Here is a 15,221-nt window from a genome sequence, read left to right as displayed (position 1 = left end):
ACCATCCCGGCAGGCACTTGCCGTCAGGCCAGTGTTTTTTTCGTGGCAGAACCGGAGGGTCACGCCGCCTGCTTCATGGTCCTGGCAAAGGCCGGGTAAGTCTCGGCGAGCTCGTCGAAAATCCGGCCGCGCAGCAATGCCAGGGTTGCGGAATCGGGCCGCGCGGTTTCCCGCACGACCTCCGGTTCTTCATAGGTGAAGCCGGTATTTTCCCTGATGTCGGCCGGCGTGAAGGGCGGATGCACCGAGCGCAGGGCGAAGCCGCCTGCCTCGCGGTCGAAGTCGAACAGCGCCATGTTGGTCAGGAGCGCGTATGGCCCGCCGCGGCGAGGGACCTCCGGTGTGGTCGCCCGGGCGCTGACGAAGTCGACCTTCGGCACGAACACGCGCGGGGTGTGCTCCTCGCGAAACAGGATCACGCGCGGAATGAGATGGTAGAGATAGGCCGAGCCGAACGAGCCGGGCCAGCGCACATCGGTCTTCGGGTAATCGCCGGTGCCGACGAGGTTGATGTTGCCCGCGCCGTCGATCTGGCCACCGCCGAGAAAGAAGGCGTCGACCCTTCCTTGCGCGGCGCAGTCGAACAGCTCGATGCCGCCATTGGTGAAGAAATTATGCCGCTGCGATCCCAGGATCGAGATGCGCACCGGCGGTTTGCCACAGAGTTCGTTGCGTGCGCGCAGCAGCATCGCACCGGCCGCGGGGATCGGCGACGATGCGCCGACCGCGACGTGACGGATGCCGTCGAGCAGGTCGGCGATGGTGGTGATCAGGATTTCGCGCCGTTCGCGTTCCGATGACATCAGGCCACCTGCTTGCGATGGGACAGGAAGGTCGAGAGATAGGCTCGGAAGCCGTCCTCGCTGCGCGCCATCGCCGCATAGCGCGCGATCTCGGCCTCGTCGGCGGGATATTCATTCCACAGCGCCAGCGGCCAGGCGCCGCGCTCGGCAACCGCGATGGCGTCGACATAGAGCGAGGGCAGCACGCCGGCGGCGGAATCCTCCGTCTCGAACAGATCGTGGTCGACGATGCGCTCGACGGTGACCAGCGTGCGCTTGGCGGCATAGGCCATGGTGGCGAGCTCGCGGAAACGGCCGATCCTGATATTGCCGGCACGGTCGGCCTCCGGCGCATGAAACAGCGCAACGTCGGGCTTGATCGCCGGCACCACCACCACCTTGCGCGCCTCGCCGACCGGGCTGTCGATCACCTTCCAGTCCGGCCGCACCTCGAGCAGATCGCTGCCGATGATGCCGGCGATCGGCATGAAGGGCACGCCGTGTTGCGCCGCCATCAGGCCGGCGTGAATCGCGGGGCAGGTGGCATCGCGCAGCGTCACGCTACCCGCCCGCACCGCAGCGCCGAAACGCGGCGCGCCGCCGGCTTCGCCGAGCGAGATGGCGCTGGTCTCGAGCGTCCTGACCGCACCGGCACCGATCAGGAGATCGGCCTGCATGCCGCTGATGGGGACGCAGACCAGATGAAGATTATCGATGCCGGCTGCGATGATGGCGGCGGTCGCGGCCATCGCGACGCCGGAGCGGTCCACGGGGACGGCCAGCGATTGCCCCGATGCAACGCGACCGGCCAGCGCCTCCAGTGCAACGATCTCGGTCATGGGCGTCCTCCGCTTTGTTTTTCTTATCCTGCCTCAAGCCATCGCCGCCTGCCAGCGCGTATCGCGCAGGGAGGGGCGGCGATGCAGGCGGGCGTCGAGCATGCTGCGTGCGCGCGCCAGCTCGCCGCCGCGCATGAGAGCGACAATAAAGGTGTCCTCGATCAATTCGCGCTGGGCGTGGCTGCCGCCGATGCGGACGACGTCGGCGAGCGCGGGCGCGAGCGTCCGCACGCAGGCCGCATAGTCCTCGTCCGCAAAGGCCGCCAGTGCGCGGCAGATCGCCGGCACCACGGGGCCGGCCGGCAGCTTGCCCTCGGCGACCCGCTGCTCGATCACGGCAAGGCGCGCGGCGAGGGCGTCGCGGTTTTGCGTTGCGGCCGCGAACAGCGCCATATGGACGTCGGCGAACGGCAAGCTCGATTTCGGAAACAGCTTTTGCGCGGCGGCGTCGGCGTCGAGCCAGAGTTCCTGCGGCACGGCGTGGCCATAAGCGGACAGGCGCCAGAGCAGCGAGGCGCCGTCGGTGACGACGTTGAGCGGCGGCGCCTGCGTCGCGGAGGGCTGCAGCACGTCGGCATAGATCGCAAGTGCGCGTGCGGCGTCGCCATGCTCGAGCGCGCCGAGCGCCTGGTGCCAGCGGATGTGGCCGTGCAGGATTCCGGCGCGGTCGTAAGTGGGAATCCACTCGTCGACGAGACGGTCGGCCGCCTCGATCGAGCCGTCCTCGAACATCGCATGCAGCACGGCGTGCGCGGCATGGGCATTCTGCCGGCGCAGGGCGAAGCCGCGCTCGGTGATGCCGCGGCCGCGGGCTACGTCGCCGTTCTCGGTCATCGCCCAGCCGGACATGGTGAGGAACCACCAGTCTTCGCCATAATGCCGCGCGACGCGCTCGCACAGCTCATGCCGCGCGCGGTCGTGATCGGCCATGCCGGAGAAGGCGAACAGGCCGAACGCGCCGAGCGGCAGCGACAACACCACGGCATCGCGCGGCCATGCCTCGACGTGTTTCAGCGTCGCCTCAATCGCCTCGGGCAGTCGGCCCTCGATCGCCAGCGCCAGGGTCTCGACATGCGAACGCTCGCGCTCCGTGCCGCGCTTTGCAACGAGCTCTCGCGCGGCCGCCGCCTTCTGCCGCGCGAGGTCGCCCTGCTGGTAGAAGGCATGCACGCGGGCGCGGGCGATAAGGGGAAGCGCAAAGTCCGGATCGGCGGCGATGGCGCGCTCCAGCGTCTCCGCCGTACCGGTCCAGCCCGCCAGCATGAGGTCGACGCCTTCGCGATAGGCGGATGCCGCGGCATCGGATGCGGTGGAAAGCGGCAGGCCGTAGCGGTCTTCATGCGCCATCGTCGCCTCCCGCTGTTATGCCGTCCGCGCGCGGCGGCCTTCGATCGGATAGGCCGGATCGTTGTAGCCCGGTGTCGAGGGATGGCCCGGCGTCACCAGGCGGTCGATCAGGGCTTCGTCCTCGCTGGTGAAGCGATAGTCGAGTGCGCTGATGTAGCCGTCCCACTGCTCCTCGGTGCGCGGGCCCGCCACAATCGAGGAGACGAAAGCGGAGTTCAGCACCCAGGCGACTGCGAACTGGCCGGCGGTGATGCCTTTCTTCTCGGCGTGGCTCTTGATCTCCTGCGCGAGCTGGAGCGACTCCGGCCGCCATTCCGTCTGCATCATGCGGGTGTCGTTGCGTCCCGCACGCGTCTCCTTGTCCGGGGCTGCATCCGGCTTGTACTTGCCGGTGAGCACGCCGCGCGCCAAGGGGCTGTAGGGCACGATGCCGAGGCCGTAGTAGGCGCAGGCCGGAAAGTGCTCGACCTCGGGCATCCGGTTCATCGCGTTGTAATAGGGCTGGCTCACCGCGGGCCGGTCGATGCCGAGCCGGTCGCAGATGTTGCAGATTTCGGCGACGCGCCAGGCGCGATAGTTCGAGACGCCGAAATAGCGCACCTTGCCCGCGCGGATCAGATCGCCCATCGCGCGCACGGTCTCCTCCAGCGGCGTCGCATGGTCCTCCTTGTGCAGATAGTAGATGTCGATGTGGTCGGTGCCGAGCCGCTTGAGGCTTTCGTCCGCGGCCTGCAGCACCCAGCGCCGCGACAGCCCGACCCGGTTGGGGTCATCGCCCATGGGGTTGGCGAGCTTGGTCGCCAGCACCCAGACATGGCGGTTGTTGCCGATCGCGCGACCGACGACCTCTTCGGAGCCGCCCTTCGAATAGGCGTCGGCGGTGTCGATGAAATTGATTCCGGCATCATGCGCCTTCGCGATGATCCGCGTTGACGCGGCTTCATCGGTCGGTCCGCCGAACATCATGGTGCCCAGACAAATCGGCGAGACTTTCAGGCCAGTGCGGCCGAGCTGGCGGTATTGCATGGGCGGATCCTTGCTGCCTCTTGTGGGAGCAGCATAGCCATCCCGCTCCGTCATTGCGAGCGCTGCAAAGCAATCCAGAGATGCGTCCGCGGAACGCGTCTGGAGTGCTTCGCTGCGCTGGCAATGACGAGGTTGGGGGAGCGCCGTTGCTTCCCCATCGTCGTCCTGGACAAGCGGGCGCTTGGCGACGCGTAGCGTTGTCCAATTGCGAGCGCCGATCCAGGACCCATTACCCCAGGAATTGGTTTTGCGAAGATTCGCGGTTACCGGTTCGCGCTACAATTTCTCTCAGGGGTAATGGGTCCTGGCTTTCGCCAGGACGACGGCGGAACGCGCCGCTACGCCGGCCCCTTCAAGATCTTGAACACGCCGTTGGCCATCACCACACAGCGGTTGTCCACGCTGACTTCGGTGCTCATGAAAATCAGACTGCGCGTCGCGCGCACCACGCGCGGGCGCGAGATCAGGATGTCGCCGATCTGGCCGGCCTCGACGAAATGGGTGTCGAGCTGCACTGTCGCCATGAACTCCTTGCCGGAGACGTAGCGGGCGGTCATGCCGCAGGTGCGGTCGGCGAACGTCATCATCACGCCGCCCTGGACCATGCCGCGGCGGTTGTGATGCTTGTCCTCGGTGGCGAGTGCGAATTCGTAGCGACCGTCGACCTTGCGCTGCCACAAGGGGCCGATCAAGTGCAAGAAGCCCGTGGTCTCGAGGATGGTCCAGCCCTCCGATTTGAGCCTTGCGGCGGCCTTGTTGGTCATCTCGTCGTCCATTCCTCTGCGGGCCTTGCGATCTCATTTCATCGGGGGCGGACGTGGTGTAGTCAAGCATGATGAGACCGTTCGACGATGCCACACGGCGGAATATCGCGGCCGCCTGCGCGGCCTTCACGCGGCTGCCGGAAGACGGCGCAGCGCCTTCGCTGAAGCGCGCCGCGGTGGCGGTCGCGCTGACCGCGGCGGGCGAGGGGGACGACACCGCGTTCCTGCTCACGCTGCGCGCATCGCACCTGCGCGCTCATCGCGGCCAATGGGCCTTGCCGGGCGGACGCTGCGATGCCGGCGAGACGCCGGTCGAGGCGGCGCTGCGCGAGCTCGACGAGGAGCTCGGCCTTCGCCTCACCAGCGCGGAGGTGCTCGGCACGCTCGACGATTATCCGACCCGCTCCGGCTATCTGATCACGCCGGTGGTGGTCTGGGCCACGGCCGCCGCCGCCATCCGTCCGAACCCGGACGAGGTCGCCTCCGTTCATCGCATCGCGCTCACGACGATCGAGCGCGACGACGCCTTTGATTTCACCGGGATCCCCGAAAGCAGCCGCCGAGTGATCCGCTTTCACCACCAGATGAGCCTGATCCACGCGCCGACGGCGGCGTTGATCTACCAGTTCCGCGAGGTGCTGGCGGGGCGGCAGACCCGCGTGACTGAGCTGGAACAGCCGGTGTTCGCCTGGAAGTGACGATGGTAAACGGCGCGTTAACGTGACGGTTACCGGATGCCTGTTAAGAGAGCGGCATGCATCATTCGATTCGAAAGAGCCTTGCGCTGGTTCCATTCGCGCTCGTCCTGCTCGCGCCCGCCGCGCGTGGCGGCGCGTCCGACGCGCTGCCGCCCGCCGTCCGCGATGCCAAGGCCCAGCTCCTGTCGCAGTTTTTTGCGCAAGGCGGGGCGTCGCCCGCCGTGCTCGAATATCACCGCAAGCTCGGGGAATATCAGGCCGCGCGCGCGGCCTTCGACGAGGAAGCCGGCGCCTATTGGAGCCAGATCTCCGAGAAGCGAAAGACCCGCAATGCCAAGCGGCGCAGCGGGCAGCAGATCACGCTCGACGATTACGTGCTGGAGCATCCGCCGCTGTATAGCGGGCCGAAGCGGCCTGTGAATCCGGAGCCGGAGGAAACGCCGGAGCGCCCGACCAAAAAGCCGATCCCCGTCGTCGCCGATCTGCTGCGTGCGGCGCAGGAGCTCTACCAGTTCACGCCGCAGCGCCCGTCCAGCGAGGTCGAGTTCAAGCGCGCCTATGCGCGCTACGCGCTCGCCTCCGGGCTGACGCGCGAGCAGGCGGTGCGGGTCTATTCGTTCGAGACCGGCGGCACCGGCAGTTACGACGTGCAGGCGGGCATCGAGCATGGTGGCAAGCGCGCGATCTCGACCGCGATGGGCTACAACCAGCTCCTGACCACCAACAGCGTCGAGCTGCTGGCCGAGCAGGGCCATGAATTCATTCGCGCGCTCTCCGACAAGGTGGCGCGGACCTCGGGCCCGGCGCGGCAGTCGCTCGAGCACAAGCTCACCGTGCTGAAGAAAATGGTGGCGCATGCGAAGTCGGTGCCGGACACCTGGTCGGAGCACGAGAAGATCGGCAACACCGCGCAGGGCTGGGCGATGCATGCGATGGTGCTCGACGTCGATATCGGACCGATGCTCCAGACCCACAAGCTGCTGACATCGGTGCTGTTCGCGCGCGCAAAGGGCTACGCGCGTCCGCTCACGGCGGCCGAGCTCGAGATGATGAACCTCACCGGCGACGGCACCGGCCTCGACATGGTGACGATGCCGCAGGCGATGCGCGAGCAGGTGCCGACCTCGAATTTCTTCCAGCGCGGCGGCTACGAGCGCAACCCGGTCGCGATCCGCCACAACACGGTGGCGAAGCTGCTCGCGGTGACGGACACGCGGATGGACAGCAACAGCAACAATGCCGGCGCGCGGGAGCTGGCGGGGGCGTTTTAGGACGCTGCCGTAGGGTGGGCAAAGCGAAGCGTGCCCACCGCTTTCGACCAGAGTGTGCTGACAGGTGGTGGGCACGGCGCTAACGCGCCTTTGCCCACCCTACGGCGCCGTGCCTACTGATCCGGCCCGAACTTGAACTTGCCGTCGCCTTCCAGATACGGGCCGCTGCGCATGTAGAGCTGGCCGTTGTGGCCGATGAAGAACAGCGTGCCCTTCGGCACCTTCTTGGCGCCCTTCAGCAGCTCGCCGGCATTGCTGGTGCCCATCTTGTAGGAATAAGTCTTGCCGTCCCTGTCATAAGCGTAGCCCATGTCGGGCTTGAGCTCCCAGGGCGTCGCCTCGGTCTGCGCCAATGCGGGTGCTGTGAATGCGCCGAGCGCGGCTGCGATTGCAAATGTCTTCGTTGAAAATACCATGATCCTATCCTCCCCATCGTCGGGGTGCCCGGCTTGAACAAATCACGAACGGCATTTTCGGGTCAATTCGCGAAAGCGCCGCGGCGCATCACGTCTTGTCCAGCAGTTTGTGATTTTCCCTTCGTCCCCTCGCGACTATGTTCCGCTTTCCGTCTAGAACGCAATTCGACAAAAATATTGGTGGGGATGATTCGAATGAACCATGTCATTAAAGCCTGCTCGGCTGCCGCGCTGTTGCTTACGGCGCTGGCTCCGGCCGCCCGGGCCGATGATTACCAGCTCAGCCACAACCAGCGGATCTCGTGCAGCCGCGGCCTTGCCCCGGGCAAGTTGAACACGGCGACCTGCAAGTCCTACACCTATCTCTTCAACACCAGGACCTCGGAATATTTCCGTTGCCAGGTATCGCTGGCCCTGACCCGGGACAACAAGGAAGTCATCAACGTCCAGACCGACGGCGGCTGCACCAAGAAGCCGCGCATCTTCGAGACCGACGGACATTACGACTTCGACGCCACCGAGACCGAGCCGCCGAACACCAATTCGTTCTTCGGCCCCGGCGGCTACTCGGTCTGGGCTGCTGACGTCACCGCGCAGAAGGTGCGCGGCTGCATCATCATCTCCTCCGGCCTCGGCTCCGACATCTCCAAGTGCCTGGACATGACGTTCCAGTGAGCAGATAGCGCGCTCGAACACGATGCGTTCGGGCGCGCCGCGATCCGGCTGCGCCACGTCGCCGCACCCGCCGGGTTCCCCAAAAGTCGAGCCGGAACGGCTGTTTACCGCAGTCCTGTTTTGCCTATTGGATGGGTTGACCCGCCCCCCTCATCCGGCCAATTTCCCCGCCGGTTTGGGGAGTACAGAAATCATGAAACGGACGATTTTCGGCGTGGCCGCGGCTCTTGCTCTGGCGGCGTCGGCGCCTTGCGCGCATGCGCAATCCTTCATCAACGTGCTGACCGGAGGCACCTCCGGCGTCTACTACCCGCTCGGGGTCGCGATCGGGAAGATCTACGGCGACAAGATCCTGAACGTGAAGACGCAGGTGCAGGCCACCAAGGCGTCGGTCGAGAACCTGATCCTGCTCCAGCAGGGCCGCGGCGAGCTCGCGTTCACGCTGGGCGACTCGCTCAAGGCGGCCTGGGACGGCGACGAGGAAGCCGGCTTCAAGACCAAGCTCGACAAGCTCAGGACCATCGGCGCGATCTATCCGAACTACATCCAGATCGTCGCGACTACCGAGAGCGGCATCAAGACGCTGGCCGACCTCAAGGCCAAGAGCCTGTCGGTCGGCGCGCCGAAGTCGGGCACCGAGCTGAATTCCCGCGCGATCCTCAGCGCGGCCGGCATGAGCTACAAGGACCTCGGCAAGGTGGAGTATCTCCCGTTCGCCGAATCCGTCGACCTCATGAAGAACCGCCAGTTGGGTGCGACGCTGCAATCGGCCGGGCTCGGTGTGGCCTCGCTGAAGGATCTCTCCACCTCGAGCCCGATCACGGTGGTGTCGGTGCCGAAGGAGACCGTCGACAAGATCGGCCCGCCCTTCATCGCGGCGACCATTCCCGCCAACACCTATACGGGCCAGGACAAGGACGTGCCGACCGCGGCCGTGGTCAACTATCTCGTGACCAGCTCGGCGGTGTCGGACGATCTCGCCTACCAGATGACCAAGCTGGTCTACGAGTCGCTGCCGGAATTGCAGAATGCCCACGCGGCCGGCAAGGAGATCAAGCTCGAGACGGCCGCCGCCGGCAGCCCGGTTCCGTTGCACCCCGGCGCGATCCGCTATTACAAGGAAAAGGGGCTGATCAAGTAATTCTCCGCTGTCATTCCGCGGCGGCTCGCAAGAGCCGAACCCGGAATCTCGAGATTCCGGGTTCGATGCGTCGCATCGCCCCGGAATGACGGAGTGAGCGTGGATGCCCGGGTCATCTGCGCGAAGACGCTTCGCGCTTCTGCCCGGGTATGACGTATTCAGGGCGCAGCGCGAATGCTGTAAGAACGCACCTAATCAGGGCGCGGGGAAACATCGATGTTGCAGGCAGAGGGCTCTGAGGCGCCCATCAAGGTCGAATTCGACAATTTCGAGCATGGCTTCCCCGAAGGGTTCGGCCCGGGCTGGTGGGGCCGGCTCGCCTATTGGATCGGCATCGCCTTCGCGACCTTCCAGCTCTATGTCGCCGCCTTCAACTATCTGCCGAGCCAGGTGGTGCGCGGCGTCCATGTCGGCTTCCTCGTTCTCCTCACCTTCGGCCTGATCGCGAACTTCACTGCAAGGAGCGATGTCGGCCGCGCGCTCGGCTGGGTGATCGGCGGCGCCGGCTTCTTCTGCGGCCTCTACCAGTGGATTTTCTACGCCGATTTGATCGCGCGCGACGGCGATCCGACCAGGCTCGATCTCGCCGTCGGCACACTGCTTGCGGTGCTGATCTTCGAGGGCACGCGGCGCCTGATGGGCGCGGCGCTGCCGCTGATGTGCGGCGCGTGCCTGCTCTACTGGTTCTTCGGCCAGTATCTGCCATCGCCGCTCAACCACCGCGGCTATGATTTCGACCAGATCGTCACGCATCTGTCGTTCGGCACCGAAGGCTTTTACGGCGTGCCGATCTACGTGTCGGCGACCTACATCTTCCTGTTCATCCTGTTCGGCTCGTTCCTCGAGCGCGCCGGCATGATCCAGCTCTTCACCGACGTCTCGCTCGGCCTGTTTGGCCGCACCCGCGGCGGACCTGCCAAGGTCGCGGTGTTCGCCTCGGGCATGATGGGCACGATCTCGGGCTCGGGCGTCGCCAACGTCGTCACCGTCGGCCAGTTCACGATTCCCTTGATGATCAAGTTCGGCTATCGCCGCGCCTTTGCAGCCGGTGTCGAGGCCACGGCGTCGATGGGCGGGCAGATCATGCCGCCGGTGATGGGCGCGGTCGCCTTCATCATGGCGGAGACGCTCGGCGTCCAGTACTCGGAGATCGTGAAGGCGGCGGCGATCCCCGCGATCCTCTATTTCGCATCCGCGTTCTGGATGGTGCATCTGGAAGCCGGCAAGCACGGTCTCGTCGGCATGAAGCGCTCGGAGATCCCGAGCGCCTGGAAGGCGCTGGTGACGCGCTGGTACCTCGTGCTGCCGCTCGCCGCGCTGGTCTATATGCTGTTCGAAGGCTTTACGCCGCTTTATGCCGGCAGCATGGGCCTCGCGCTCACGGTGACGCTGATCCTGGGCGCCAGCATCACGGCCGGCGCGTCCTCGATGGTGATCCGCACCATCTTCTGGGTCGGGCTCGCGCTCGTCGTCGCCGCATTGTCGCGCGACGGGCTTCAGATCGTGCCGGTCGCGAGCGTCGTCGCCGGGCTGATCGTGATCACCGCCTTCATCCGCGGCGGGTTCAAGGCCCTGCGCGAGTGCCGCGACGCGCTGGCCGAGAGCGCCAAGTCCGCCATCACCGTCGGCATGGCGTGCGCCATCGTCGGCGTCATCATCGGCATGATGTCGCAGACCGGCGTCGGCACCATCTTCGGCGGCTGGGTGATCGGTCTCGGCGAGAAGAGCCTGTTCCTGGCGCTGATCATGACCATGCTGCTGTCGATCCTGCTCGGTACCGGCATTCCGACCATCCCGACCTACATCATCACCGCCGCGCTCGCGGCGCCCGCGCTGGCGAAACTCGGCGTGCCCCTGATCGCGAGCCACATGTTCGCGTTCTACTACGGCATCATGGCCGACCTCTCGCCGCCGGTCGCGCTCGCCGCGCTCGCGGCCGCGCCGATCGCGAAGGAAAATCCGGACAAGATCGGCTGGGAGGCGATGCGCATCGCGCTCGCCGGCTATGTCATCCCCTTCGTCTTCGTCTATTCGCCGGCGCTGATGCTCCAGGCCGGCGATCCCATGGCGGCCAAGCTCGGCTTCTACGGCGCGGTCGCGCTAGCGACCTTCAAGGCGCTGGTCGCGATCGGCCTGTTCGGCATGGTCGCGATCGGCTTTCTGTTCACGCGGCTGACGTTCGTCGAACGCCTGGTCGCGCTCGGTGCCGCGTTCTGCCTGCTCGGCGACTTCCCGTTCAGCGACACCGCGGGCTTCGTGCTCTCCGCCGCGCTCGCGCTGTGGCAGTGGCGGCAGCGCCCACCGGCAGTGGTCGAGGCGGTGTGAGCCTCTGCTTCGCCACAGCATCAGGCGTGAAGGCGCTGGCGCTGTCCGCCTTCACGCTGGTGTGGACGCATTCGATCGAAAAGGTCGACTGGCAGGAGGACTGGCGCGTGACGCCGGCGGGTCTCGAACTGGTGCAGGCACGGGTCAAGGGCAGCGGTGCCGGCATGGAGCCGCCGCCCGAAGCGCGGCTCGTCGATGGCTGGTTTCAATGGCAGCCGCAGCGTGCGCCGATGCAGGAGGTCGTGCTCGGCAATTCCGGCGCCGCCGGGGAATGGCGGCTCTGCCATGACGGCGCGTGCCGGACATTGTCGGAGATTGTCGGGCATCCCATTGGTGCTAACGTCACGACGATGAAGGTCTGCAACGATCCGTAGCCCGGATTGCACTTCGCTCCGTCCGGGCTACAAGAACAACAACAAGGGAGACACGCGATGGATCGGCTCAAGGGCAAGGTTGCGATGGTGGTGGGCGCGGGCTCGATCGGGCCGGGCTGGGGCAACGGCAAGGCGACCGCGGTGACCTTCGCGCGCGAGGGTGCGCAGGTGTTCTGCGTCGACCGCAACGGCACTGCTGCCGAGGAGACCGCGAAGATCATCAATGACGAAGGCGGCAAGGCGACCGCGTTTACCGCCGACGTCTCGCGGTCAGCCGAGATCGAGGCGATGGTCGCGGCGTGCCTGAAGGCCTATGGCCGCATCGACGTGCTCGACAACAATGTCGGCATCGCCGAGATGGGCAGCGTGGTCGAGGTAACCGAGGAGAGCTGGGACCGCGTCTTCAGCGTCAACCTCAAGAGCGCCTATTTCGCCATGAAGCACGTCATCCCCGTGATGGTGGAGCAGGGCGGCGGCTCAATCATCAACATCTCTTCGATCGCCTCGATCCGCCACATGGGCATCTCCTACGTCACCTATGGCACCTCGAAGGCGGCGATGAACCAGATGACGCGCACCACCGCGATCGAGTTCGCGCGGCATCATGTGCGCGTGAATGCGATCCTGCCCGGCCTGATGAAGACCCCGATGGTCGAGCATTCCGCCGGCCTTGCCGCCAGCTACGCCAAGGGCGACGTCGAGGCGATGTGGCGCGCGCGCGATGCCCAGGTGCCGATGGGTCACATGGGCGATGCCTTTGACGTCGCAAATGCCGCGCTGTTCCTGGCGTCGGACGAGTCGAAATATGTGACGGGGATCGAGCTCGTGGTCGACGGCGGGATCACGTGCAAGGCGGGGGCGTAAGCGCTGCCTCACACTCCGCCGTCGTTCTGGACAAGCGAGCGCTGATCCAGGACCCATTACCACAGGGACAGGTTTGGCGAAGGCTGGTAGCTCCAGCCTTCTTCAACAATCGGCATTCGGGGTAATGGGTCCTGGCTTGCGCCAGGACGACATCGGAGAACTACTGCGCCAGCGCCAGAATCCCGCCGGCGAACGCATGCCATGCCGCGCTTTCGCTGATCGGCCAGTTCAGCACCTTCACCGCCAGCATCGCGAGCGTGCCGGTGATGTAGACCAGATGCACGCGGCGCTCGGTGCGCCAGTCGCGCACCATGGCGACGACGAGCAATAGCGAGGCGACCACGGCCGGCGCGATGGTCACCGGCACCGGCGGCGGGCCGGGCGGTCCGGGAGGAGCGAGGAAGGTCAGAAACCAGCGCGCGATCGCGGCGTCGAGGATCGAGACCGCGGCGAGCAGCATCAGGCGCTTGTGGATCTCGGGCCTGCGGGTGTTCGCGATGCCGAGCACAAACACCACCGCGAAGAACGCGATGCCGCTCATCGGCACGATCGAGAAGGCGATGCCGGCTTCTTTCTGCCCGAGCGCGGCGGAGTGCTGCATCACGTGCACGGAGGCGAGGAAGCCGAAGATCGTCATCGCGGTCGCGAGCGAAACGCCGACGATGCCGATCGCGCGGTGATTGACCACGCGGCCTGAAGCCGCCAGCCAGGTCTGGATCACAAAATAGAGAGACCAGGTGAAGAACAGGAGGCCGTGAAAGTGAATCACGGGGCTTGCGGAGAACGTCCGGTGGGCGAGCGGCACCCAATAGGTCGGCGCGAAGCCGAGAAAAGCGGTCGCCGCGCAGGCCAGGGCCATGTGGAGGTAAAAATATCGTGCAGGCGACGCATCACGCGCGCGAACACGACGGTCGTCGATCAGGATCGTCATCTGGAGTGTGTCTGAAGAGACGGCGTTTGGTTCAATGCCCCGCTGTCGTCCCGAATCGGCGCTCCGCTCCAGTCAACGTTGCGCGTTGTCTGGAGCTTCGCTCGTCTGGGACGACAGCGGAGTGTGCTGCTCTTGAGGCTTATCCCCCCGCGCTCAATTCTGCGCGATCGAGCTCCTCCTCGAGGCGGTGAAAGGCGTCGTCGCCGATCACCTCGGTGGCGCGCAGGTCGAAGATCGATTTGCGCGCAGCCTCGATGGCGCGGCGGCGCAGCGGATCGGCCGGTAATTCGCCACTGGCAATGCCGCCGTTCGGATCGTCGTCCGCCTGCATCAGGATGGCGCGATATTCGAGCCGCAGGATTTCCGCCTCCTCCGACGGGTCGCTCTCGATCGCATCGAGCGCCGCGCGATAGGCGACCGCGCGTCCGCGCGCGACCTCGATGCCGACGGGATCGTCGTCCTTGAGCCCGAAGGCCAGGATCAGCGGCCGCAGCGTCAGGCCCTGGATGACGAGCGATCCCAGCACGACGGCAAAGGCGATGAAGACGATGAAGTCGCGATAGGGAAAGTTCTCCGGCAGGGCGAAGGCGGTCGCGAGCGTGACGAGGCCGCGCATGCCGCACCAGGAGATGATGAGGCCGCCCTTCGGCGAGGCCACCTGTTTCGGATCCTTGGGATGATAAAGTCCGTGGGCAATCAGCGCGCGCAATGTCGTGCGGTAGAACGTCACCCAGAGCAGCCGCACCAGGACCACCGTGAGCAGGATCCAGGCTGCCGCCACGCAATATTCCCAGCGCACGTCCGCGTCCAATCGCGTCCAGATCGGCCGCATCTGCATGCCGATCAGCATGAAGGCGAGCACGTTGAGCACGAACACCATCGTCTCCCACACCGCATAGGACGGCACCCGCAGCCGCGCCGGCATGTGCGCCCCCGCCGTGCGCGCCATGGTGATGGCGTAGACGACGATGGTGAGGATGCCGGAGAGGCCGAGATGCTCGGCGGCGATCCAGACCATGAAGGTGGTGGCGAATTGCAGGATGATCGCGCTCGGCGCTTCCTTCACGCGTTGGAGGAACAGCGGTATGATGCGCCCCGCCAGGAGACCTGCGAGGACGCTGCCGACAAGCGCCAGCGCGATCGTCGGCGCGACCTCGCTCCATTTCAGATGCTGCATGACGACCGCGCCGACGGCGATCCGATAGATCAGCAGCGAGGTCGCGTCGTTGAGCAGGCTCTCACCCTCCAGCACCTTCACCATGCGGTGGGGCAGCTTGACCTGGCTCAGGATCGCGACCGCCGCCGCGGCATCCGGTGGCGCCACGATGGCGCCGAGCGCGATCGCGGCGGCCCAGGGCATGTCAGGCATCAGCCGGTGCGCGACGTAGGCAACGCCTACCGTGGTCAGGCCGACCGCGGCCACGACGAGGGTCGAGACTGGAACCCAGTTGTTGCGCAGGTCCCGCAGCGAGGTGTCGAAGGCCGCATCGAGCAGGACCGGTGCGACAAAAAGCGCCAGTGCCAGGTCCGGCTCCAGCGTCCAGGTCGGACTATTCGGAACGAAAGCGATCAGGGCGCCGCCGATGGCGAGAAAGGTCGGGTAGGGGACCTTGATCCGCCGCGCCAGCGCCGATAAGGCAACGGCGCCGAGCAGCAGCGCGATGATCCATTCGAATGTCGACACGATAATCCCCGAAACCGATTTGAGCGGCGCCACAAGCTAGCACTAATCCGGCCGTATGATGGATAGTACGGCCTCAAGGCAAGA

At 65.9% G+C, this 15,221-nt stretch carries 15 protein-coding genes; 7 read left to right on the top strand and 8 right to left on the bottom strand.

The genetic code is table 11. The features are described from left to right. Nucleotides 1-59 precede the first annotated feature (59 nt). The 5 genes from AB5K84_RS40630 to AB5K84_RS40610 all read right to left on the bottom strand — a co-directional run bounded on the left by AB5K84_RS40630 (nt 60) and on the right by AB5K84_RS40610 (nt 4,758). Complete coding sequence (locus AB5K84_RS40630) at nt 60-803, bottom strand: CoA transferase (RefSeq protein ID WP_011084110.1); 744 nt, start codon at nt 801-803, stop codon at nt 60-62. Then, the gene (locus AB5K84_RS40625) at nt 803-1,621 is read right to left on the bottom strand and encodes a CoA transferase subunit A (protein ID WP_011084111.1); all 819 of its coding nucleotides are present in this window, start codon (nt 1,619-1,621) and stop codon (nt 803-805) included. Before AB5K84_RS40625 ends, AB5K84_RS40630 begins: the two co-directional genes overlap by 1 nt. 33 nt (nt 1,622-1,654) lie before the next feature. Next, nucleotides 1,655-2,968 carry a tetratricopeptide repeat protein gene (locus tag AB5K84_RS40620; RefSeq protein WP_011084112.1) on the bottom strand — a complete coding sequence of 438 codons (1,314 nt, stop codon included), beginning with the start codon at nt 2,966-2,968 and terminating at the stop codon, nt 1,655-1,657. Between the two features lie 15 nt (nt 2,969-2,983). Next, a complete protein-coding gene (locus AB5K84_RS40615) occupies nt 2,984-3,994 on the bottom strand; it encodes an aldo/keto reductase (protein WP_038965338.1) in 1,011 nt (336 codons plus the stop codon). Nucleotides 3,995-4,332: 338 nt separating this feature from the next. Next, entirely contained in the window at nt 4,333-4,758 is a 426-nt protein-coding gene (locus AB5K84_RS40610; RefSeq protein WP_038965339.1) for a PaaI family thioesterase, read from the bottom strand. A 68-nt stretch (nt 4,759-4,826) separates the two neighbouring features. On the opposite strand from AB5K84_RS40610, the gene AB5K84_RS40605 reads away from it, so the two are divergent. Continuing rightward, complete coding sequence (locus AB5K84_RS40605) at nt 4,827-5,456, top strand: NUDIX hydrolase (protein WP_011084115.1); 630 nt, start codon at nt 4,827-4,829, stop codon at nt 5,454-5,456. A gap of 56 nt (nt 5,457-5,512) precedes the next feature. Beyond that, nucleotides 5,513-6,727 carry a hypothetical protein gene (locus AB5K84_RS40600; RefSeq protein ID WP_011084116.1) on the top strand — a complete coding sequence of 405 codons (1,215 nt, stop codon included), beginning with the start codon at nt 5,513-5,515 and terminating at the stop codon, nt 6,725-6,727. A gap of 113 nt (nt 6,728-6,840) precedes the next feature. Here the strand turns inward: AB5K84_RS40600 and AB5K84_RS40595 are convergent, their stop codons facing one another. Continuing rightward, complete coding sequence (locus AB5K84_RS40595; RefSeq protein WP_011084117.1) at nt 6,841-7,143, bottom strand: hypothetical protein; 303 nt, start codon at nt 7,141-7,143, stop codon at nt 6,841-6,843. A 195-nt stretch (nt 7,144-7,338) separates the two neighbouring features. Here AB5K84_RS40595 and AB5K84_RS40590 point away from each other — a divergent pair, with 195 nt between their 5' ends. The 5 genes from AB5K84_RS40590 (at nt 7,339) to AB5K84_RS40570 (ending at nt 12,522) form a co-directional block, all read left to right on the top strand. After that, nucleotides 7,339-7,818, top strand: a complete 480-nt coding sequence (locus AB5K84_RS40590; protein WP_028173607.1) for a hypothetical protein — start codon at nt 7,339-7,341, stop codon at nt 7,816-7,818. Between the two features lie 193 nt (nt 7,819-8,011). After that, complete coding sequence (locus tag AB5K84_RS40585; protein WP_038965333.1) at nt 8,012-8,959, top strand: TAXI family TRAP transporter solute-binding subunit; 948 nt, start codon at nt 8,012-8,014, stop codon at nt 8,957-8,959. Between the two features lie 216 nt (nt 8,960-9,175). Continuing rightward, nucleotides 9,176-11,284 (top strand): TRAP transporter permease, encoded by a 2,109-nt coding sequence (locus AB5K84_RS40580; protein ID WP_011084120.1) that lies wholly within the window; start codon nt 9,176-9,178, stop codon nt 11,282-11,284. Continuing rightward, a complete protein-coding gene (locus AB5K84_RS40575) occupies nt 11,245-11,658 on the top strand; it encodes a DUF1850 domain-containing protein (RefSeq protein WP_011084121.1) in 414 nt (137 codons plus the stop codon). The genes AB5K84_RS40580 and AB5K84_RS40575 overlap by 40 nt, the downstream gene beginning before the upstream one ends. A 57-nt stretch (nt 11,659-11,715) precedes the next feature. Then, complete coding sequence (locus AB5K84_RS40570; protein ID WP_011084122.1) at nt 11,716-12,522, top strand: SDR family NAD(P)-dependent oxidoreductase; 807 nt, start codon at nt 11,716-11,718, stop codon at nt 12,520-12,522. A 160-nt stretch (nt 12,523-12,682) separates the two neighbouring features. Here AB5K84_RS40570 and AB5K84_RS40565 read toward each other — a convergent pair whose 3' ends face one another. After that, nucleotides 12,683-13,453: a hypothetical protein gene (locus AB5K84_RS40565; RefSeq protein ID WP_011084123.1), complete on the bottom strand. Its 771-nt coding sequence runs from the start codon at nt 13,451-13,453 to the stop codon at nt 12,683-12,685. A 139-nt stretch (nt 13,454-13,592) separates the two neighbouring features. Then, nucleotides 13,593-15,170, bottom strand: a complete 1,578-nt coding sequence (locus AB5K84_RS40560) for a cation:proton antiporter (protein ID WP_011084124.1) — start codon at nt 15,168-15,170, stop codon at nt 13,593-13,595. Between the last annotated feature and the right edge of the window lie 51 nt (nt 15,171-15,221).

Origin of the sequence: Bradyrhizobium sp. 1200_D9_N1_1, from assembly GCF_052075915.1 — a bacterium.
Classification (GTDB): domain Bacteria; phylum Pseudomonadota; class Alphaproteobacteria; order Rhizobiales; family Xanthobacteraceae; genus Bradyrhizobium; species Bradyrhizobium diazoefficiens.
Note: the sequence above shows the minus strand (reverse complement) of the source record. Positions and strands in the feature narration are given on the sequence as shown.